The sequence below is a fragment of the Candidatus Methylomirabilota bacterium genome (assembly GCA_035315345.1).
Classification (GTDB): domain Bacteria; phylum Methylomirabilota; class Methylomirabilia; order Rokubacteriales; family CSP1-6; genus CAMLFJ01.
The window spans coordinates 1-19,120 of the sequence record DATFYA010000055.1; the positions used below are offsets into that span (position 1 = coordinate 1).

A 19,120-nucleotide genomic window follows, 5' to 3' on the forward strand; every position below is an offset into this window, starting at 1 on the left:
CGTGCCGCCGGGTCGCTGCGTGATCGAGACGCCGCCGCAGCTCGGCAGGGTGAACGCGGTGGCGGTGGCCGAGCCGAAGTTACAGGTGGCAACGGCAGTAGTCGAGTTTGGCGGCCGGAAGACCTGGACCGAGCCAGTCACGGCATGGGCGGGCACCGCCGGCAGCCATACGGCGATCGCGGCCGAGACGATGACGGCAATGATAAAGATAAGGCGTGGCGCGCATGCTTCTTTCGTTCGCATCAAGGCTACCTCAATCTTTCCTTGGGCTGCATATCGGTTGCGGGCTCATCCTGTTTAACTTGACATTCCGTCCGTACGGCGACGGCGACACTCCCGCAAGAGTCGCCGACCGCAATGACGCCATCCGTGAGCGAAGGACGTTCACCTCCCTCTCAGGGGCTCGGCCCTACGCGAGCTTGACAGCTATGCCGGTCACGCGCGTCGCGCAAGCTCCGTGAGTTCATATTGAGCTTCTCTATCCGGAACGCATATTGAGCGGGATAGTTCCGATGTTACTCATCTCGACGTCTGTACTGGCGCGATCTACGGTCGCGCGCGGGGAAGACAGCCCAGAGCGCTGAACAGGTCGGACGATGAACAGCTCGGGTGAATAGTCGAACGAGCGCGCAACATTCCCGCGCGGCGCTCGCCCACTCACGGGTGAGTTACCTGCCGGCTCCCGTCACGGCTCGAGCTCGCGAGATTTCCCAGGCGCGAACGGAAACCGCCAGGAGAGCGAATTCCGGGCCCGGCACTAGGAGGCATCACATGCCTCTACCTCGGACAAGCTCGATGACGTGAAACGTAACTCCAACGCAACGCAACACTACGGATTGCCAGCGGTGTTGTCAATGGGTAAGTGCACTATTGGGCAGGTCTCTGCCCAAGATTGACCCTCCCTTTGGCGGACGGAGGTGACCGATCAGCCCCAGGGCGAGGGGTTCTGCTCTTGGGCCTCGTCACGGTGCTGCTGAGGGGTCCAGCAGCCGACCGTATCGGGGTAGGTCCCGAGCCGCGTGCCAGCTCGGTCGAACACGTGAAAGCGCTTGAAGCCCACCCGGACGGGCCGGCCCGCGGCCAAGTCCGTGTCGGCAGCCGTCAGGGCGTAGATCTCGTACTCGGCCACCCGGATGCTGAGGATTGCGGCGTTGAGCATGGGCAGGCTCAAGCGATCGGTGATGGTCCCTGTGATCCCGTCGCCCCCGTCCGGATTCGACACGGTCACATCCTCGGGACGCACCCCCACCTGGACGTCGGCCAGCCGGTACCGCGGAGGCATGTGTCTGGCCTCGATGAAGCTGATCGGCGGCGTCCCGACGTGCCGGTTCAGGAACCCTGCGACGAAGGCGTTCCGGGGCTCCCGATAGATCTCGTCGTAAGTGCCGATCTGCTCGATCGCGCCGTGGTTCATGATGGCCAGCCGGTCGGCCAGGATCAGGGCCTCGACGTGGTCGTGGGTCACGTACACGGTGGAGACGTCGAACTGCCGGAGCAGCATCTTCAAGCTCACCCGGTACTTCTCCCGGAGGGCCTGATCGAGATTGGAGAAGGGCTCGTCGAGCAGGAACACCGCCGGGTCCCGGGTGATGCAGCGCCCGAGCGCCACCCGCTGCTTCTCGCCCCCGGAGAGGGTGCCCGGCTTGCGATCCAGGAGATGGGCCAGGTCGACCCCCATGAGCTCGCTGGTCCGCTGATACTTGGCCCGGGCCATCTCGGTCATCTCCGGAGTCTTCTTCTTGAAGAGAAAATACGAGAGGACATTCGTTCTCGACACAAGATGTGGATACAGCGCGTAGTTCTGGAAGACCATGCCGATGCGCCGGTCTCCAGGCGGCAGGTCGGTCACGTCGATGCCGTCGTAGCGCACCGCCCCGGAGTCCGTGGGAATCAAGCCCGCGATGAGCCGGAGGAGCGTGGTCTTGCCGCATCCGCTCGGGCCCAGGACCACCAGCGTTTCGCCGTCGTGAACCGTCAGGTTCAGATTCTGGATGGAGAACGCGGCCGTGCGGCCACTCAGGCGCGCCGCCGACGCCAGACCCGCCATCGACGAGCCTTGCGAGCCCGAGCGGACTTGCTCCCGCTGCTCCAGCGTCTTGCAGACGTTGATCAGGTCAATCCGCGCCATGAGGTCCCGTGGCGTCGGGCAGGCCGACCGCCTTCCGGATCTTGGCCAGCTGCCCCGCGTGATCGTCCCAGTGGACGCCGAAGAGGGTCCGGACCCATACCGGAATCGTCACCTCGTCCGTGCCGACGAGGGGCTTGAACAAGGCAATGCGCGCGCGCCGGGCGAGGAGGTCCTCGTCGCTCAAGGTCTCGAGGTACTCGAAGACCTCGAGCCGATGGCGGTCGAGCGCCTTCACGAACTGGTGGAGCCGCATCATCTGGCGCTCGGGCGTGACGTAGGTCCGGCCCGGCTGGATCTCGATCACCGGCGGATCGTCGGTCGTGAAGGCGAACAGGACGGGGAGCGGTCTCCATCCCGGCGGCGAGAGCAGATGACTGAGCACCTGCCGCGTGGTCCACTCCCCCGGTGCATCCGAGCGCTCCAGGTGAGACTCCATGCCCTGGAGCTGGGCGTTCAGCCTGGCCCAGGTGGCATCCACCGCGCGGCGCAGATCACCGACGATCCGACTCGGCATGAGAGTGACCTCCGTGGAAGCAGACGGCGGGGGCGGCCATTGCCATGGCCGGGGCGGGCAAGACATCACGTCGCGCGAGTCCGAACCAGGGCATCGTTGCCCCCGAGCGCCGGACGATCACCTGCGTAGAGTGCAGGCAGTATGTGAAACCGGCGAAACCGTGTCAATGCCGTTCGACTCGAGCTTGACCGTCCCGGGCCACGGGTCTACCGTCTAGACGACCCTACGCGTCAGAGAGGAAGGGAGGCCAGCGATGACCGTCGCCGCCATCCTGAGAGCCAAGGGCACGCACGTCGAGTCGACCACGCCCGAGACGACGCTCTACTCCGTCGCCTGGGTCCTGAAGAGCCGGGGCATCGGGGCACTCGTGGTCACGAGCGAGGACCGCGCCCGCATCCTCGGGATCGTCTCGGAGCGCGACATCGTCCACGGGCTGATCGAGCACGGCGAGCACGTGCTCGCGCTGCCGGTGTCGCGGGTCATGACGAGCCCGGTGCTCACGTGCGCGCCGGAAGATCGGGTGACCGCGGTCATGGCGCGCATGACCCGCCACCGCGTGCGGCATCTTCCCGTGCTCGACTCAGCCCGCCGGCTCTGCGGACTCGTCAGCATCGGCGACCTGGTCAAGCACCGCCTCGACGAGCTCGAGCTGGAAGCGAACATCCTGCGCGAGACGCTGATGGTGAGCCACTGACCCGCACGTCATCTCTTTCGACTTCATGGAGGCGGCGATGAGCAAGTATCTCTTCCAGGTCTCGTACACCGCGCAGGGCGCCAAGAGCCTTCTCGAAGGCGGCGGCGTGAAGCGCCGGGCCGCGGCGGAACAAGCGGCCAAGAGCATCGGCGGCAAGATCGAGTCCTTCTACTTCGCGTTCGGCGACGCCGACGCCTTCGTGATCGCCGACGTGCCCGACCACGCGAGCGCCTCGGCCCTCTCCCTGGCGGTGGCCGCCTCCGGCGGCGCGCACTGCAAGACCATCGTCCTCATGACGCCCGAGGAGGTGGACCAGGCGGCGAAGAAGCCGCTGACGTATACCGGGCCGGGCCGCTAGGAGCCGACTCGCTTCCGCCTACGTGATCAGGCCGTAAAACTTCCCCGCGTTCTCGCAGACGATCTTGCGCACGGTCGCGGCCGGCAGGTGCCCGAATTGCTCCTCGATGTACTTGGAGGATTCCGGCCAGACCCCGTCGCCGTGGGGATAATCGGAGCCCCACATGAGGGTGTCCTCGCCGATCTCGTGGATCATCTGGGTGCCGATTCGATCGAACTGGAAGGTGGCCTTGCACTGCCGCCGCCAGTAGTCGCTGGGCTTCATCGTGAGGCCCAGATCGCGGAAGCGGTCCTCCCATTCGAAGTCCATCCGGTCGAGCGCGTAGGGCAGCCAGCCGATCCCGCTCTCCCCGAAGGAGATGCGGAGCTTCGGATAGCGCTCGAGGACGGCGCTGCCGATCACGGCGGCCAGGATGTTGATGAGGTTCATCTGGAACCCGGAGACGCTGGTGAACATCGCGGCGCGCCGGGTCAGCCCGGTGGCCCGCTCCCGCACGCTGGGCGGCATGGTCGGGAACGTGTGGAAGTGCAGGGGCAGGCCGACCTCGTCCACCGCCTGCCATAGCGGCTCCCACGAGGGATGCCACATCGGCTCCATGTCCCACGAGCACGACAGCTCGAGACCGCGCAGCCCCATCTTGGCCACCCGGTGGATCTCGCGCACCGCCGCCCCGATGTCGCCGTAGGGCAGACAGGCCAGCCCGATGTGGCGCTCGGGATAGTGGCGGCAGAAATCCACCAGCCAGTCGTTGTAGATGCGGAACATCTCGGCGGCGGCCTCGTGATCGCCCAGCCGCGTGGCCGCGCCCAGGATGCCGAAGATGATCTCGGCCTGCACGCCGTCGCGCTCCATGTCCAGCATCCGCAGCGTCGGATCGGTGGGCCGACGTACCCCTCTCCGGCCGTCATCGTAAAGACCGGTAGCCGCCATCACGTCGGCGCGGTAGTGCAGGCCCGGGACGTACTTCTGCCCCGACGGCCCGACGCCGCCGACCAGCCCGAACGAGGCGCCGTTCCGGGCACGCCAGCACGGGCCGTCCGGCCCGTCCGTGACGTACGGCATGCGGTCGCGGAGCGCGGCGGAGGCGTTGCCGGTGAAGAGGTCCGGCGGCATCCAGGGCATGTCGATGTGGCAATCGGCCGAGATCCGCGTGTAGTCCAAGCAGACTCCTCCGGTCACAATCCCGCGGCGGCCCGGGCGCGCTCGGCCTGGGCCTCGGCCTGTCGAACCCGTCGCGACAGCGTCGTCAGCAGGGTCAGGGTCAGACCCGGCACCTGATCGAGCAGATCGGCGAAGTGCTTGCGGCCGATCACGAGCAGGCGCACCGGGGTATCGGCCACCACGGTGGCCGACCGCGGGCCCCCATCGAGCAGGCTCATCTCGCCGAAGAACGCGCCGGGGTGCAAGGTCACCCGCTTCTCGGGCGATACCTCGACGCGGGCGGTGCCGTCCAGGATCAGGAAGAACTCGTCGCCGGCCTCGCCGGCGCGGGTCAGGAGGCTCTCGGCGGGCACGTCGAAGACGCGTGCGATGCGTGCGACGCTCCGGAGCTGGCGCCGGCTGCAGCCCTCGAAGAGGGGCACCTCCTTGAGCCGCTCGATCCGATCCTCCTGCTTCGCTCCCGGCCCGGAGGACACCGGTCCCAGACGGCCCTCGGTGTCGTAGGGAATCGAGCCGTCCATCATCCGGCTGATGAGTTCCATCGAGACCCTCTTCTGGCTCGCCTGCGCGCGTGCCGGAGCCGAGACCGATCGGACAGGTGAGGCAGCTTAGTCTCAGGACACTGGACCGGTCAATCCCGAGCGGTGCGACGCGGCGCGCGCGCCGGCGGGATCAGGCGGCGAGCCGGTAGAACCGCGCCGCGTTGTCGCCGAGCACCTTGCGGCGGGCGTCCTCGGGGAGGGCGGCCAGGTGCGCCCGCAGCTCGCGCACCACGCCGAACGAGGCGTCGATGTGCGGGTAATCGGACGCCCAGATGAAGTAGTCGGCGCCGAGGTGCTGGATCATCTCGGCGGTGACCGACTCGTCGGGATCGGCCGAGATGAGGCACTGGCGATAGAAGTAGGCGCTGGGCTCCATGCGGATCGGGGTCTGGTGGGCCATCACCCGGTACTTGTGATCCAGCCGGTCGAGCCAGGCCGCGATCCAGTTCGAGCCGGCCTCGAGAACCGCGCAGCGCAGACGCGGGTACCGCTCGAACATGCCGGCGCACAGCATCTGGGTGAACGCGGCCATGACGTCGATGGCCAGGAACGCGAAGCCGAAAAGGCCGTCCGACGGATCCTTCCGCAGCCACTGCCGGAACCACTGCCGGTCGCGCACCACCACGTGGAAGGCGATCGGCATCTCGAGGTCCTGGGCGGTCTCCCAGAAGGGCGCGAATACCGGGTCGTCGAAGTGACGGCCGCCCCGCGCGGCGAGGTCCGGCGACAGGTAGATCCCGACGCAGCCGTCGCGACGGGCGCGCACGGTCTCCTCGACCGCCCCGGCCGGATCGAGCAGCGAGATGTGGGCGATGGGGTAGAGGCGGCTCGGCGAGGTGCGACAGAACTCGACCAGCCAGCGGTTGTATGCGCGGCTGTAGGCGGTGGCGAGCCCGCCGTCGGCCACGTGACCTTCCCAGCAGATGCCGATGGTCGGGTAGAGCAGGACCGCGTCGATTCCCTCCCCGTCCATCACCTGCAGCCGCGCGAGCGGATCGTAGCCGCCGGGCGGGCAGCCCTCGGCGTAGGTCACGTGCCCCCGTGTCAGCAGCTCGCGCGTGTCCATGTCGATGCCGCCCAGGGCGCCGAGCTGGCCGCGCAGCGTCTTCAGCGGCCGGCCATCGATGAGGAGGACCTCGTAGCCTTCCTGGTCGCGCGCGATGCGAATGGCTCGGTCGCGGTAGACGGGCTCCAGATACTTCACCCACAGGTCCGCCGGTTCGAGTACGTGTCCGTCGGCATCCACCACGCGGCCGGGGCTGTCGCTCATCGGATCCCTCCTGGGTTCGCGGCACGGCGAGCCTAGATCCGCCAGCGTCGATGCGTCAAGCGTCGGTTCTCGAGTAAAAGCTACCCGGTACTTTCGACTGGATGACGCTACGCGAGAGCGTCGGCGAGCCGGATATGAGCGTCACCCCACGCCGATTCCGTTGGCACAGGTCGTGCTGCCGGGTAGGCCCGCCCGATTTTCCGCGGGACCCCAGACCCTCCACCGGAGGACAGGCATGGCCGAGATCGACAGCCCCCAGCTGCTCACCGCCCTGCAGGCGCTCAGACGGGGCGACTTCTCGGCGCGCCTGCCGGTGGACTGGACGGGCGTGGGCGGCCGCATCGCGGACACCTTCAACGAAATCGTCGCGCTGACCGAGCACCTGGCCTCGGAGCTGGCGCGGCTGAACCGCGCGGTCGGCAAGCAGGGGCGGATCAGCCAGCGGGCCACGCTGACCGGGATGAGCGGCGGCTGGCTCGAGTGCGGCGTGGCGGTGAACTCGCTGATCGACGATCTGGTGTCGCCCACGCACGAGATGGCGCGGGTCATCGGCGCGGTGGCCAAGGGCGACCTGTCGCAGTCGATGCGGCTCGAGCGGGACGGCGTGCGGCTCGAGGGTGAGTTCAAGCGCACCGCCACCACCGTGAACAGCATGGTGGCCCAGCTGGGCTCGTTCGCGTCCGAGGTCACCCGCGTCGTGCGTGAGGTCGGCACCGAGGGCAAGCTCGGCGGACGGGCCAACGTGCGCGGCGTGGCCGGCACCTGGAAGGACCTCACCGACAGCGTCAACTCGATGGCCGGCAACCTGACCGGCCAGGTGCGGAACATCGCCGAGGTGACCACGGCGGTCGCCAACGGCGACCTCTCCAAGAAGATCACGGTGGACGTCAAGGGCGAGTTCTTCGAGCTGAAGAACACGATCAACACGATGGTGGATCAGCTGCGGTCCTTCGGCTCGGAGGTGACCCGCGTCGCCCGCGAGGTCGGCACCGAAGGGCGCCTGGGCGGTCAGGCGCGCGTCGAAGGGGTCTCGGGCACCTGGAAGGACCTCACCGACAACGTCAACTTCATGGCCAGCAACCTCACCAGCCAGGTCCGCAACATCGCCGACGTCACCAAGGCCGTCGCCGCCGGCGACCTGTCCAAGAAGATCACGGTCGAGGTCAAGGGCGAGATCCTGGAGCTGAAGAACACGGTCAACACCATGGTGGACCAGCTCAGCTCCTTCGCGGCCGAGGTCACCCGCGTCGCCCGCGAGGTCGGCACCGAGGGCAAGCTGGGCGGCCAGGCGCAGGTGCAGGACGTGTCGGGCACGTGGCGCGGCCTCACCGAGAACGTGAACTTCATGGCCGCCAACCTGACGAGCCAGGTGCGCGGCATCGCCCGGGTGGTCACCGCGGTGGCCAACGGCGACCTCCGGCAGAAGCTGACCGTGGAGGCCAAGGGCGAGATCGCGGAGCTGTCGAGCACCATCAACAGCATGATCGACACGCTGGCCACCTTCGCGGACCAGGTCACCACGGTGGCCCGCGAGGTGGGCGTGGACGGCAAGCTCGGCGGCCAGGCCCGCGTGCCGGGGGCGGCGGGAACGTGGCGGGCGCTCACCGACAACGTGAACCAGCTCGCCGAGAACCTCACCACCCAGGTGCGGGCCATCGCCGAGGTGGCGACCGCGGTGACCAAGGGCGATCTGACCCAGTCGATCAAGGTGGAAGCGCAGGGCGAGGTCGCGGCGCTCAAGGACAACATCAACGAGATGATCCGCAACCTCAAGGACACCACGCTCAAGAACAGCGAGCAGGACTGGCTGAAGACGAACCTCGCCAAGTTCAGCCGCATGCTCCAGGGCCAGAAGGACCTGTTGACGGTGGCCGGCCTCATCCTCTCGGAGCTGGCTCCGGTGGTGAAGGCGCAGCACGGCGTGTTCTACATCTTCCGCGCCGCCGAGGAGCCGGCCCGGCTGAGCCTGCTCGCCAGCTACGCCCACGGCCGGCTCGGGGAAGCGGTCAGCGAATTCCGCCTGGGCGAAGGCCTGGTCGGCCAGTGTGCGATGGAGCGGCAGAAGATCCTGCTCGACAACGTGCCGCCCGACTACATCCGGATCTCGTCGGGGCTCGGCCACGCGGTGCCGGTGAACATCATCGTGCTGCCCATCCTCTTCGAGGGCCAGATCAAGGCGGTGCTCGAGCTGGCCTCCTTCGAGCGCTTCACCGCGAGCGACCAGGCCCTGCTCGATCAGCTCACCGAGAGCATCGGGATCGTCATCAACACCATCGAGGCCAACATGCGGACCGAGGGCCTGCTCCGGCAGTCCCAGTCGCTGGCCGCCGAGCTGCAGAGCCGGCAGGAGGAGCTGCAGAACACCAACCACGAGCTGCAGGACAAGGCGCGGCTCCTCGCCCACCAGAACGTCGAGGTCGAGCAGAAGAACCGGGAGGTGGAGCAGGCGCGGAAGGCGCTGGAAGAGAAGGCCGAGCAGCTGGCCCTGACCTCGAAGTACAAGTCCGAGTTCCTCGCCAACATGTCGCACGAGCTGCGGACGCCGCTCAACAGCCTTCTGATCCTCTCCGATCAGCTCTCCCGGAACCCGGACCGGAACCTGTCGCCCAAGCAGACCGAGTTCGCCAAGACCATCCACGCCTCCGGGACCGATCTGCTGATGCTGATCAACGACATCCTGGACCTGTCGAAGATCGAGTCCGGCACGGTGGCGGTCGACGTGAGCGAGCTGCGCCTCACCGACCTGCACAACTACGTGGAGCGCACCTTCCGCCACGTCGCCGAGTCCAAGGGCGTGGCCTTCTCGGTCCATCTCGACCCGGACGTGCCGCGGACCATGGTGACCGACGCCAAGCGGCTGCAGCAGGTGATCAAGAACCTCCTGTCCAACGCCTTCAAGTTCACGCGGCGTGGCCAGGTGTCGCTCGAGATCAAGGCGATCGCACCGGACGCCTTCCGCGACGACCAGAGCCTGCGCAAGGCCGACTCGGTGCTGGGCTTCGTGGTCGCCGACACCGGGATCGGCATCCCACTCGAGAAGCAGCAGATCATCTTCGAGGCCTTCCAGCAGGCCGACGGCAGCACGAGCCGCAAGTACGGCGGCACCGGCCTGGGGCTGGCGATCAGCCGCGAGATCGCGCGGCTGCTCGGCGGCGAGATCCAGCTGGTGAGCGCGGTCGGGCGCGGCAGCACCTTCAGCCTGTACCTGCCGCAGACCTTCGCCCAGCCCGCCACCGCGCGCGCGGTCCCGGGCGCGAGCGCGGGCGCGATGGCTCCGCCCGCCGTCGACGCCGAGGACGAGGAGGAGCCGACCCGGGCCCCGGTCGGGGAGATCGCCGACGACCGGCACGCCCTCGAGCCCGGCGACCGCTCGCTCCTGATCGTGGAGAACGACACCACGTTCGCGCGTCTCCTGGTCGACGTGGCGCGGGAGGCCGGGTTCAAGGTGCTCGTCGCCTCGTTCGGGTCCACCGCCCTGGCCCTCGTGCGTCAGTACCAGCCCTCCGCCATCACCCTCGACATCTCCCTGCCCGACATGGAAGGCTGGCGAGTGCTGGAGCGCTTGAAGGGTGACTTCGAGACGCGTCACGTGCCGGTCACCGTCATCACCACCGGTGAGGACCTCCGACGCGCGCGCGCCCTGGGCGCCTTCGCCGCGCTCGGCAAGCCGGTGAAGACGCGCGACGTCCTGCGCGAGACGCTCGACGATCTGATGAGCATCGTGGCGCGGCCGCAGCGGGAGCTGGTCGTCGTCCATCCCGAGGAGACGGAGCGGCTGGCCCTGACGCGGCTGCTCGCCTCGGACGACGTGCGGGTCGAGCCGCTGCCGAGCCTGTCCGCCCTGAAGGGGCAGCTGGACGGCCGTCGGATCGACGCGGTGGTGCTGGGGATGGGCGCGGAAGAGGACGCGCTCGAGATGATCGGCAACGGCGACGGCGCCGCCCTGCGCGCGATCCCCCTCATCGCCTACGGCCCGTCGGACTGGACGGCCCGGCTCGAGGCGCAGCTGAAGTCGCGCGGCAGCGACGTGATCCTGATCTCGACCAGCTCCCAGGAGCGGCTCGTCGACCAGTGCATGCTGCGCCTGCACCGGCCGACGTGGACGCTGTCGGACGGCCATCGCCATATGCTGGACCGTCTGCACCACGGAGCGCAGACCCTCGTGGACCGGCGCGTGCTGATCGTGGACGACGACATCCGCAACATCTTCGCCCTCACCAGCATCCTCGAGCGCTACGAGATGGACATCATCTCGGCCGAGACCGGCCGCGGGGGGATCGATCTGCTCGACAAGCACTCGGACGTGGAGATCGTGCTCATGGACGTGATGATGCCGGAGATGGACGGCTTCGAGACCATGCGGGCCATCCGGCAGGACGCGCGGTTCCGGACCCTGCCGATCATCGCGGTCACCGCCAAGGCCATGAAGGGCGATCGCGAGCGGTGCATCGAGGCCGGCGCGTCGGACTACCTGGCCAAGCCGGTCGACTCCGAGGAGCTGGTGGCCAAGATGCGGGACTGGCTGGCGCGGTAGGCCGCCCGCATGCGCCCGTCGCCCGTGAAGACCGGCCCCGGGACCAGCTTGCCCGTCAACATCCTGGTCGTCGACGACGTGCCCGCCAAGCTCCTCGCCATGGAGGCCCTGCTCTCCGAGCTGCGCGAGAACGTGGTGTGCGTGCACTCGGGGGCCGACGCCCTCCGCCAGCTGCTCGAGCGGGAGTTCGCGGTGATCCTGCTCGACGTCAACATGCCGGACATGGACGGCTTCGAGACCGCGGAGCTGATCCGGCAGCACCCCCGCCTGCGCCGCGTGCCGATCATCTTCATGACCGCGGCCAGCGACGACACCCACGCCCTGCGCGGCTATTCGCTCGGCGCGGTTGACTACGTGCTGACCCCGGTGGTGCCCGACGTGCTGCGCACCAAGGTGCGCGTGTTCGTCGAGCTGTTCCGCATGGCCGCCGAGCTGCGGCAGCAGGCCGAGGAGCGGGTGACCCTCGCCCGCGAGCAGGCCGGTCGCGCCGCGGCCGAGGAGGCGGCGCGGCGCTCGGCCCTGCTGGCCGACGCGGGCAAGCACATCGCCCGCTCGCTCAATCTGGAGGCCACCGCGAAGACGGTCCTGGATCTGCTCGTGCCCGACCTCGCCGACTCCGCGACGCTGCGCCTGCGGCGACACGGCAGCGACACCGTCTACGCGCGCCACCGCCACCGGGCCGACGCGGCCGGCGAGGCGTCGCCCCCCGCGACGCGGGACGCCCCGGCCGGGGTCGAAGCCACGGCCGCGCCATCACCCGCCGTGCTCCAGGCGATGGACGCCGCCGCCGCCACGCTCGGCCGCCAGCCGATCGTCGACCGCGCGGGCGGCGCGGAGTCCGTTCGCGGGGTGGCGTGCCCGCTCTTCGCGCGAGGCGCGCTGCTGGGCGTGCTGGCGGTCGTGCATGCGCCGGCCGGCGGTCGCGTCTACGACGCCGCCTCGGTCGCCCTGATCGAGGAGATGGCGGGCCGCGCGGCCATCGCGCTGGACAACTGTCTCCTCTACCGCGAGATCGAGGAGCGCGACATCCGCAAGGAGCAGTTCGTCGCGATGCTCGCCCACGAGCTGCGCAACCCGCTGGGGGCGATCACCTCGGCGGTCGCGGTCATGGAGATGGTGGGCGGCGATGCGGGAGACCGGGCGCGCGAGATCATCAAGCGACAGCTCCACGGTCTGGCCCAGCTCGTCGAGGACCTGGTGGACACGACCCGGATCACCACCGGGAAGATCAGGCTCACCCGCTCGCCGATCAACCTGGCCGAGAGCGTGACCCGCTGTCTCCGGACGATCGAGATCGCCGGCCGCACACAGGGCCATCACGTCGCGGTGGACGCTCAGGAGGCCTGGATCCACGCGGACTCCGCGCGGATCGACCAGGTGCTCGCCAACCTGATCGGCAACGCGCTGAAGTACACGCCGGCCGGCGGGCACATCACCGTCCGGGTGCGCGCCGTCGACGACCGCGCGGTGTGCGAGGTCACCGATACCGGCCTCGGCATGTCCCCCGAGGTGCTCCAGCGGGCGTTCGAGCTCTTTTACCAGGAGGAGCGGTCGTCCGATCGCGGACGCGGCGGTCTCGGCATCGGCCTCACCCTCGTGCGCCAGCTGGTCGAGCTGCACGGCGGGACCGTGGACGCCACCAGTGACGGGGAGGGACGCGGCAGCCGGTTCACGATCCGGCTGCCCCTGAGCGTGCCGGGCGGCCCGACCGAGACCGGCCCGGCCGCGGCGCCCGCCGACAGCGCCCGCTGGCGCATCCTGCTGGTGGAGGACAACGGCGACGCCCGGCAGATGCTCCAGATGCTGCTCATCCTGGCCGGGCACGAGGTCGACTCCGCGGCCAACGGCGTCACCGGTCTGGAGCAGGCGATCCGCAACCGGCCCGACGTCGTGGTGATCGATCTGGGACTGCCCGAGCTCGACGGCTACGAGGTCGCGCGCCGGCTGCGCGCCGAAGGGGCGGCCGTCGGCCTCGTCGCCCTGACCGGATACGGCCAGCCCGGTGACCGCGAGAAGGCGCTCGCCGCCGGCTTCGACGCCCACGTGGTCAAGCCGGTCGACCCCGCTCACCTCACCGACGTGATCGCCTCGGTGCTCCTGAGGCGGCGCGAGCCGCCGCGGAGCGAGACCGCCGGCGCGGGCGACCTACCGGTGAAAGACGGGCGCCCGCTTCTCGGCGAAGGCGCGTAGTCCCTCGGCGGGGTCGGCGCCGCGCATGTGCTCGGCGGCCAGGCGCCGCTCCAGCGCGAGGCCTTCCGGGAGCGTGAGGTCGAGCCCCTGGTCCACGAGCCGCTTGGCGACGCGGCTGGCTGCGACGCTCTTGCCGGCCAGCTCGCGCGCGAGGGCCAGCACGGCCTCCTCGAGCTGACCGGCCGTCGCCACGCGGTTGACGAGCCCCCAGGCCAGGGCTTGCGGCGCCTCCACCCACCCGCCCAGCAGCATCAGCTCCTTGGCGCGCCGAGCGCCGATCAGCCGAGGCAGCCGCTGGCTCCCGCCGCCGCCCGCGATCAGGCCGAAGTTGGCGTGCTGGTCGCCGAGCCGCGCCGTCTCGTCCATGACGACCAGGTCGGCGACGAGCAGCAGCTCGAGGCCTCCGGCCAGGGCCAGACCGTGCACCCCCGCCACCAGCGGCACCGGCAGCGCCTCGATCCGGTCGAACACGCGATGCCAGAGGCTCATGAACGCGCTCCAGCGCTCAGGATCGCCGACCGTCTCGCGCACCGCGCGGAGATCGGCGCCGGCGCAGAAGGCGCGCCCCGCCGCGGTCAGCGTGGCCGCGCGCACCGCCGGGTCATCCTCGATGGTGGCGCACACGCGATCGAGGTCTCCGAGCAGCGCGGGTGAGATGGCGTTCAGCTGCGCGGGCCGGTTCAGGACGATCCGGGCGATGCCGTCGCCGGACGTGTAGGTCACGGTGGTCAGGTCCATGATGTGTCCTCTCTGGCGAGGTTCTAGTGCGCCGGATGCGTCGGTGTCAAGGGCGGCTTCCGCTTGACCGCACGCGGATGTCGGTGGACGATGGCCCCACACTCCCGCGGCACGGAGGACGACCGATGATGAACCCGGATCACCGCCACCGGCTCGGGCGCCGTCGGCTGCTGCAGCAGGGCCTGCTGACCGGACTCGGCCTGAGCGCGCTGCCCCGGCGCGCGATCGCGGCCCCGCCGCCGGCCCGGACCGGCGCGACGGTGCAGCGCTACGTGACCCTCGGCCGCACCGGAATCAAGATCTCGGACGTCTCGTTCGGGGGCAGCCGCCTGGGTGCCGGTGAGGGCGACACCGTCCGGCACGCGCTCGATCGGGGCATCAACTACTTCGACTCCGCGGACAGCTACACCGGCGGCAGCTCGGAGGAGACCATCGGCGAGGCGCTTCGAGGCAAGCGCGACCGCGTCTACCTCACCTCGAAGACCTATACCAGCCCGAGCGACGGCCGCGACGCCATGATGCGCTCGCTGGAGGCCAGCCTGCGCCGGCTCCGCACGGATTACGTCGACGTCTACTTCAACCACGCGGTCAACGACGTGGCCCGCGTGAAGAACCCGGAGTGGCACGAGTTCACCGCGCGCGCCCGCCAGCAGGGCAAGATCCGGGCGGTCGGCATGTCGGGACACGCGGGCCGCCTGATCGAGTGCCTGGACTACGCCCTGGACGCCGACAGCGTCGACGTGATCCTGGTGGCCTACAACTTCGGCCAGGACCCCGCCTTCTACCAGCCCTTCACCCGCTCGTTCGACTTCATCGCGCGGCAGCCGCAATTGCCCCGCGTGCTGCAGAAGGCGAAGAGCAAGAACGTGGGCGTCATCGCCATGAAGACGCTGATGGGCGCGCGCCTGAACGACATGCGCCCCTTCGAGAAGGGCGGCGCCACCTTCGCGCAGGCCGCGTTCCGCTGGACGCTCTCCAACCGCAACGTGGACGCCCTGATCGTCTCGATGACGAGCCCGTCGGAGATCGACGAGTACCTCGGCGGCTCGGGCTCGCCGCCCGCGGCCGGCGAGGGACTCCCGCTGCTGCAGCGCTACGTACGGATGAACGGTGCCTCGCAGTGCCGCTACGGCTGCTCGGAATGCCTGAGCGCCTGTCCCCGCGGCGTCCCGATCGGTGACGTCATGCGGAGCCGGATGTACGCGGTGGACTACGGAGACCCGGACCTGGCCCGCCGCGAGTACGCGCGGCTGCCCGCCGACGCGTCCGCCTGTCTGTCCTGCGCGGCGCAGCCGTGCCGGGGCGCCTGTCCGCACGGGGTGCCCATCGACCGGCTGCTGCCGCCGACGCACCGGCTGCTGACGAGCTGACCGCCCTGAAGAAGACGCTGATCGTCGCGGGCGTCGTGGTCGCCGGCCTGGCCGCGGCTCTCGTGATGCTTCGAGTGGTCGGGCTCGAGCCGCGCGAGCGGTGGCCCGGCCTCTGGCTGACCGGCCAGGTGGTCACCACGCCGGTCTCCGACTGGTCCTTCGCCGATCGCTATCCGACCATCGCGGTGCAGACCCGCTCGTGGTACGGCCTGCCGCATTCGGTGACCGTCACCTGCACCGCGCTGGACGGCCACCTGTATCTCACGTCGGTCTACCCGCCGGGCCTCGAGTTTCCGCGCGACCGGCACTGGAACCGCAACGTCATGCGCGATCCGCACGTGCGGCTCGAGATCGGCCCGCAGGTCGACGACCGGACGCTCGCGCTGGTCACCGATCCGGCCGAGAAGGATGCCGTCCTCGCGGCCAAGGCGAAGAAGTACCCGGGGCAGACCGCGGTGGACAAGAGCCGCGTGCATGTCTTCCGCGTCGGACCCTAGCTCCGCGACCGGCGCGTCGGCCCCGCTGCCCGGCCGCGCGCGACGCGCCCGGTGGTGGCAGCGGCTCCTGCCCTGGCTGGTCACCGCGGGCTGCTTCCTCTATCTCTACGGGCGGCTCGACCGCGCCGCCGCGGCCTCGGGTCAGGCGCTCGGTCCCTACCTGGCCGACGTCTTCGGCCACGTGAGCTGGACGCGCTGGCTCGCGCTGATGGTCCCCTACTGCGCACTCTTCGTGCTGATCGACAGCGCGGTGGTGTGGCGAGTGGTGGGCTGGTTCAACGCACGCCTGCGCTACGCCGACGTGCTGCCCATCCGCGCCAGCGCCTACATCCTCTCCATCGTCAACGAGCAGGTCAGCAAGGGCGCGATCGCGGTCTACCTGAGCCGGCGCCACGGCGTGCCCGCGTGGGAAGTGGGCTCGAGCATGCTCTTCCTGATGTTCTGCGAGTACTACTACCTGCTCGGCTGGGCCACGCTGGGTGTGCTGCTGGGGTGGCACCGGCTCCCCGCGGTGTTCCAGGTGATCCCCTGGATCGCGGCGGTCTCCGCGGTGGTCTTCGTCCTGCTCTATCTCTTCTTCCGCGGACGGATCGGCGGCGGGGCCGCCTTCCGCGAGCGGCCGCTCCTGCGCGCGTTCAGGATGGCCACGCTCCGTCACTACCTGACCGTGCTCGCGCTGCGCTCGCCGGCCATGCTGGCCGCGGTGCTCGTCTACGCCGCGGCGCTGCGCCTGTTCGGCGTGACGGTGGGCCCGGTCGAGATGCTCGGCTACCTCCCGGTGATCTTCTTCGGAGCCGCGGTGCCCGGCCCGATGCACTCGGTGGCCATCGTGCTGTGGGTGCTCTTGTTCCCGGATCGGCCGGGGGAGATGACCGCCTTCGGCTTCGTCCAGCACAATTTCTTCGTGCTCTTCAATGCCGCGACCGGTCTCCTGTTCCTGCGGCGAGCAACCCGCGAGCTGTTCGCCGAAGCTCCCTGACCGCCCACAGCCGCTCGCCCATCGAGACCAGCGTGCTCACCACGAGCGCCCACACCAGCAAGCTGAGCACCGGCCGAAGCGCGCCCCAGCCCAGCCGGACCAGGACGTCGACCACGAGCGGGACGAAGTAGAGGATCCCGTTCCAGCGGCCGAGCCGGCTCGTCCGCAGCGACCGGCCGCGATGAAGCCAGTACGAATCCGCCACGTACTGCGCGAACGCGGCGACGACCAGCACCGGCAATATCCAGGGGGCGGCGCTGCGTCCAGCCATCGCGGCAAGGCCGGCGGTGACGAACAGGCAGTCGGTGGTGTGATCGAAGAGCCCGCCCGCCGCGCTGGCCGTCCCCCGACGGCGCGCGATGATCCCGTCCAGCACGTCGGACACGATGGCCACCGCCAACACTCCGGCGGCGAGAGCGGCGGCGTGCGGCTCGCCATGAGCCATCAGGAGCACGAACGGGAGGATCAGGAGGAGCCGGACGGTGGTCAGCGCGTGGGCCATCTCCGTGAACGGTACCACGGCCCGCTCGGAGTGCAGGCGCGAGCAGCACGTCGCTATGAATCAGCACAGAATCTCTCGGTCTACGTCTGGGCCATCGGCGCGCTCGTCGCCCTACTGCTCTTGGCGGGGCAAGCCAGTGGCGATCCGGAGTCTCATCCGCTGGATGAGCTCCGGATACGACGAAGACCGGATGACGCGGTCGAACTGGGCTCGGTAGTTTGCCACCAGGCTGACGCCTTCGATCGTCACATCACGCACCATCCAGCGCCGGTCGCGATAGACCAGGTCGTAAATGACAGGTATCAGTCTTCCGGCCCGGCCGACGACCGCAATCTGCACGGTCGCAGTCTCTCGCTCAACGGACTCCCTCAGAAAGTGGACGGTGACCCCGGCACCATGAGTGTCGACATCGGCCACTGAGGCCAGCCAGTAGACGAAGCCGCGCTGCATGAACTCGGCGAAGAGCCGGGTGAACTCATTTTGCTCCGCCACGCTGTTCGCCTGCCATTGGGCTCCCAGTGAGCGCTCGGCCGCGCCACGGAAGTCAAAAACGCTGCCGAAGAGGGCCCGGATGGCGCCCAGGCGCTCGAGGGGGTGTCGTTCCGACGTCGGATCGGTGAGGATCGTGTTGGCGTCTCCGAACGCGGCTCTGAGCGCATCGCTGGGAGGTCCTGCCTCGCTCGAGCGCGCCGGAGACAAACACAGCACGACCACGGCACAGAGGCTCACCTGCGAAAGCACCGACGAACCTATACTCAACCTGCCGAGCTCGAGGAACGTTTCTTGTGATCGATGAGGTGGTCTGCGTCCTCGGCGTCCTTGCGCGGAGTGGACAGGGGCTCGCCGGTGAAATGCGGCTCTTCAGCCACCGCACCGTCGGTGCCGATCTCCCTCCCGGCACAGGTCATCGTGCCGGCCTCCCTCCGGAAGAGCCCGCCACGGGCGCTGGAAATCCGAACTGGCGTGATTTGAGTCTCGCCACCAGGCCGTCATAGGAATCGGCCCGGACGATCCTGTCGAATTGCGACCGGTAGCTTGCCACGAGGCTGATCCCGTTGATACTGAGGTCATAGACTTGCCAGCGGTCGCCGCGCTGGTGCATCCGGTAGTCGAGCGACATCCCGCCCGCTTTGCCGAGGAGGAGCGTCGTCCGCACGATGGCCTGGTCCCCATCGACGACGTCTTCCCGGAACGTCATCTCGGAATTGTACTTGTCCACCTTGGAGAGGTACGTGCGCTGGAGCAACTCGGTGAAGAGGCGAACGAACTCTTCACGCTCAGCCACCGTTCGCTGGGCCCAATGTTGCCCGAGGGACCGCTTCGCCGTCTCGCTAAAGTCGAAGATCTCGTCGGCGACTTTGTTGACGGCGGCGCTGCGCTCGTCGATCTTGGTATCGCCGCTCAGCTCTGGGGCCATGAGGATGGCGACCACCCGTTGGACCCCATCGCGGAGCTGATCGGTGGGAGGTCCTGCCCACGCGCCCTGAACCCAGGCGAGCGCGAGGACCACAATCAGAATCGGTAGGACCGTGTGCAGGATGCCCGGTGCTGATGCCGAGGCCAAATATTTCATGGACCAACCTCCGCGGGTTTTCTCCCATCACGTTAGGGCCCCGGTGGGAGTGCCGCCTAGCTGGACCTTG

Annotated in this window: 18 protein-coding genes; 7 read left to right on the forward strand and 11 right to left on the reverse strand. The window is 69.0% G+C overall.

Features of this window, described 5'->3' with window-relative positions; translation table 11 throughout:
- From VKN16_06425 to VKN16_06435, 3 genes are all read right to left on the reverse strand, one after another.
- Nucleotides 1-243, reverse strand: a 243-nt coding sequence (locus tag VKN16_06425) for a hypothetical protein (GenBank protein ID HME93834.1), incomplete at its 3' end; no start/stop codon positions are given.
- A gap of 682 nt (nt 244-925) precedes the next feature.
- Entirely contained in the window at nt 926-2,128 is a 1,203-nt protein-coding gene (locus VKN16_06430; GenBank protein HME93835.1) for an ABC transporter ATP-binding protein, read from the reverse strand.
- On the reverse strand, nt 2,115-2,642 hold the full coding sequence (locus VKN16_06435; GenBank protein HME93836.1) for a hypothetical protein: 528 nt from the start codon (nt 2,640-2,642) through the stop codon (nt 2,115-2,117). The genes VKN16_06430 and VKN16_06435 overlap by 14 nt, the downstream gene beginning before the upstream one ends.
- Nucleotides 2,643-2,895: 253 nt before the next feature.
- Between VKN16_06435 and VKN16_06440 the strand changes: the two genes are divergently transcribed.
- Complete coding sequence (locus VKN16_06440; protein ID HME93837.1) at nt 2,896-3,336, forward strand: CBS domain-containing protein; 441 nt, start codon at nt 2,896-2,898, stop codon at nt 3,334-3,336.
- Nucleotides 3,337-3,373: 37 nt separating this feature from the next.
- Nucleotides 3,374-3,694: a GYD domain-containing protein gene (locus VKN16_06445; protein HME93838.1), complete on the forward strand. Its 321-nt coding sequence runs from the start codon at nt 3,374-3,376 to the stop codon at nt 3,692-3,694.
- Nucleotides 3,695-3,712: 18 nt separating this feature from the next.
- Here the strand turns inward: VKN16_06445 and VKN16_06450 are convergent, their stop codons facing one another.
- The 3 genes from VKN16_06450 to VKN16_06460 form a co-directional block, all read right to left on the reverse strand.
- Nucleotides 3,713-4,855: an amidohydrolase family protein gene (locus VKN16_06450; protein ID HME93839.1), complete on the reverse strand. Its 1,143-nt coding sequence runs from the start codon at nt 4,853-4,855 to the stop codon at nt 3,713-3,715.
- Nucleotides 4,856-4,869: 14 nt separating this feature from the next.
- Entirely contained in the window at nt 4,870-5,397 is a 528-nt protein-coding gene (locus VKN16_06455; GenBank protein ID HME93840.1) for a cyclic nucleotide-binding domain-containing protein, read from the reverse strand.
- Between the two features lie 130 nt (nt 5,398-5,527).
- Nucleotides 5,528-6,667, reverse strand: a complete 1,140-nt coding sequence (locus VKN16_06460; GenBank protein HME93841.1) for an amidohydrolase family protein — start codon at nt 6,665-6,667, stop codon at nt 5,528-5,530.
- A 235-nt stretch (nt 6,668-6,902) separates the two neighbouring features.
- Between VKN16_06460 and VKN16_06465 the strand changes: the two genes are divergently transcribed.
- Nucleotides 6,903-11,201, forward strand: a complete 4,299-nt coding sequence (locus VKN16_06465; protein HME93842.1) for a HAMP domain-containing protein — start codon at nt 6,903-6,905, stop codon at nt 11,199-11,201.
- Nucleotides 11,202-11,210: 9 nt separating this feature from the next.
- The gene (locus tag VKN16_06470) at nt 11,211-13,391 is read left to right on the forward strand and encodes a response regulator (GenBank protein ID HME93843.1); all 2,181 of its coding nucleotides are present in this window, start codon (nt 11,211-11,213) and stop codon (nt 13,389-13,391) included.
- Here VKN16_06470 and VKN16_06475 read toward each other — a convergent pair.
- Nucleotides 13,347-14,129 carry an enoyl-CoA hydratase/isomerase family protein gene (locus VKN16_06475; protein ID HME93844.1) on the reverse strand — a complete coding sequence of 261 codons (783 nt, stop codon included), beginning with the start codon at nt 14,127-14,129 and terminating at the stop codon, nt 13,347-13,349. The two genes, VKN16_06470 and VKN16_06475, sit on opposite strands and share 45 nt — an antisense overlap.
- Before the next feature lie 125 nt (nt 14,130-14,254).
- On the opposite strand from VKN16_06475, the gene VKN16_06480 reads away from it, so the two are divergent.
- The 3 genes from VKN16_06480 (at nt 14,255) to VKN16_06490 (ending at nt 16,975) form a co-directional block, all read left to right on the forward strand.
- A complete protein-coding gene (locus tag VKN16_06480) occupies nt 14,255-15,499 on the forward strand; it encodes an aldo/keto reductase (GenBank protein ID HME93845.1) in 1,245 nt (414 codons plus the stop codon).
- A gap of 65 nt (nt 15,500-15,564) precedes the next feature.
- The gene (locus tag VKN16_06485) at nt 15,565-15,996 is read left to right on the forward strand and encodes a hypothetical protein (GenBank protein HME93846.1); all 432 of its coding nucleotides are present in this window, start codon (nt 15,565-15,567) and stop codon (nt 15,994-15,996) included.
- Complete coding sequence (locus tag VKN16_06490) at nt 15,974-16,975, forward strand: hypothetical protein (protein ID HME93847.1); 1,002 nt, start codon at nt 15,974-15,976, stop codon at nt 16,973-16,975. The genes VKN16_06485 and VKN16_06490 overlap by 23 nt, the downstream gene beginning before the upstream one ends.
- Here the strand turns inward: VKN16_06490 and VKN16_06495 are convergent.
- The 4 genes from VKN16_06495 to VKN16_06510 all read right to left on the reverse strand — a co-directional run bounded on the left by VKN16_06495 (nt 16,908) and on the right by VKN16_06510 (nt 19,050).
- A complete protein-coding gene (locus VKN16_06495; protein ID HME93848.1) occupies nt 16,908-17,495 on the reverse strand; it encodes a CDP-alcohol phosphatidyltransferase family protein in 588 nt (195 codons plus the stop codon). The genes VKN16_06490 and VKN16_06495 overlap by 68 nt on opposite strands.
- A 93-nt stretch (nt 17,496-17,588) precedes the next feature.
- Nucleotides 17,589-18,218: an ABC transporter substrate-binding protein gene (locus tag VKN16_06500; GenBank protein ID HME93849.1), complete on the reverse strand. Its 630-nt coding sequence runs from the start codon at nt 18,216-18,218 to the stop codon at nt 17,589-17,591.
- A gap of 14 nt (nt 18,219-18,232) precedes the next feature.
- Nucleotides 18,233-18,385 (reverse strand): hypothetical protein, encoded by a 153-nt coding sequence (locus tag VKN16_06505; GenBank protein HME93850.1) that lies wholly within the window; start codon nt 18,383-18,385, stop codon nt 18,233-18,235.
- Complete coding sequence (locus tag VKN16_06510) at nt 18,382-19,050, reverse strand: ABC transporter substrate-binding protein (protein ID HME93851.1); 669 nt, start codon at nt 19,048-19,050, stop codon at nt 18,382-18,384. Before VKN16_06510 ends, VKN16_06505 begins: the two co-directional genes overlap by 4 nt.
- Between the last annotated feature and the right edge of the window lie 70 nt (nt 19,051-19,120).

Excerpts from the sequence above, each read along its gene's own strand:
- VKN16_06430 (HME93835.1), bottom strand. The coding sequence starts at position 2,128 with ATGGCGCGGATTGACCTGATCAACGTCTGCAAGACGCTGGAGCAGCGG.
- VKN16_06435 (HME93836.1), bottom strand. The coding sequence starts at position 2,642 with ATGCCGAGTCGGATCGTCGGTGATCTGCGCCGCGCGGTGGATGCCACC.
- VKN16_06440 (HME93837.1), top strand. The coding sequence starts at position 2,896 with ATGACCGTCGCCGCCATCCTGAGAGCCAAGGGCACGCACGTCGAGTCG.
- VKN16_06445 (HME93838.1), top strand. The coding sequence starts at position 3,374 with ATGAGCAAGTATCTCTTCCAGGTCTCGTACACCGCGCAGGGCGCCAAG.
- VKN16_06455 (HME93840.1), bottom strand. The coding sequence starts at position 5,397 with ATGGAACTCATCAGCCGGATGATGGACGGCTCGATTCCCTACGACACC.
- VKN16_06460 (HME93841.1), bottom strand. The coding sequence starts at position 6,667 with ATGAGCGACAGCCCCGGCCGCGTGGTGGATGCCGACGGACACGTACTC.
- VKN16_06465 (HME93842.1), top strand. The coding sequence starts at position 6,903 with ATGGCCGAGATCGACAGCCCCCAGCTGCTCACCGCCCTGCAGGCGCTC.
- VKN16_06470 (HME93843.1), top strand. The coding sequence starts at position 11,211 with ATGCGCCCGTCGCCCGTGAAGACCGGCCCCGGGACCAGCTTGCCCGTC.
- VKN16_06475 (HME93844.1), bottom strand. The coding sequence starts at position 14,129 with ATGGACCTGACCACCGTGACCTACACGTCCGGCGACGGCATCGCCCGG.
- VKN16_06480 (HME93845.1), top strand. The coding sequence starts at position 14,255 with ATGATGAACCCGGATCACCGCCACCGGCTCGGGCGCCGTCGGCTGCTG.
- VKN16_06485 (HME93846.1), top strand. The coding sequence starts at position 15,565 with ATGCTTCGAGTGGTCGGGCTCGAGCCGCGCGAGCGGTGGCCCGGCCTC.
- VKN16_06490 (HME93847.1), top strand. The coding sequence starts at position 15,974 with ATGTCTTCCGCGTCGGACCCTAGCTCCGCGACCGGCGCGTCGGCCCCG.
- VKN16_06505 (HME93850.1), bottom strand. The coding sequence starts at position 18,385 with ATGACCTGTGCCGGGAGGGAGATCGGCACCGACGGTGCGGTGGCTGAA.
- VKN16_06510 (HME93851.1), bottom strand. The coding sequence starts at position 19,050 with ATGAAATATTTGGCCTCGGCATCAGCACCGGGCATCCTGCACACGGTC.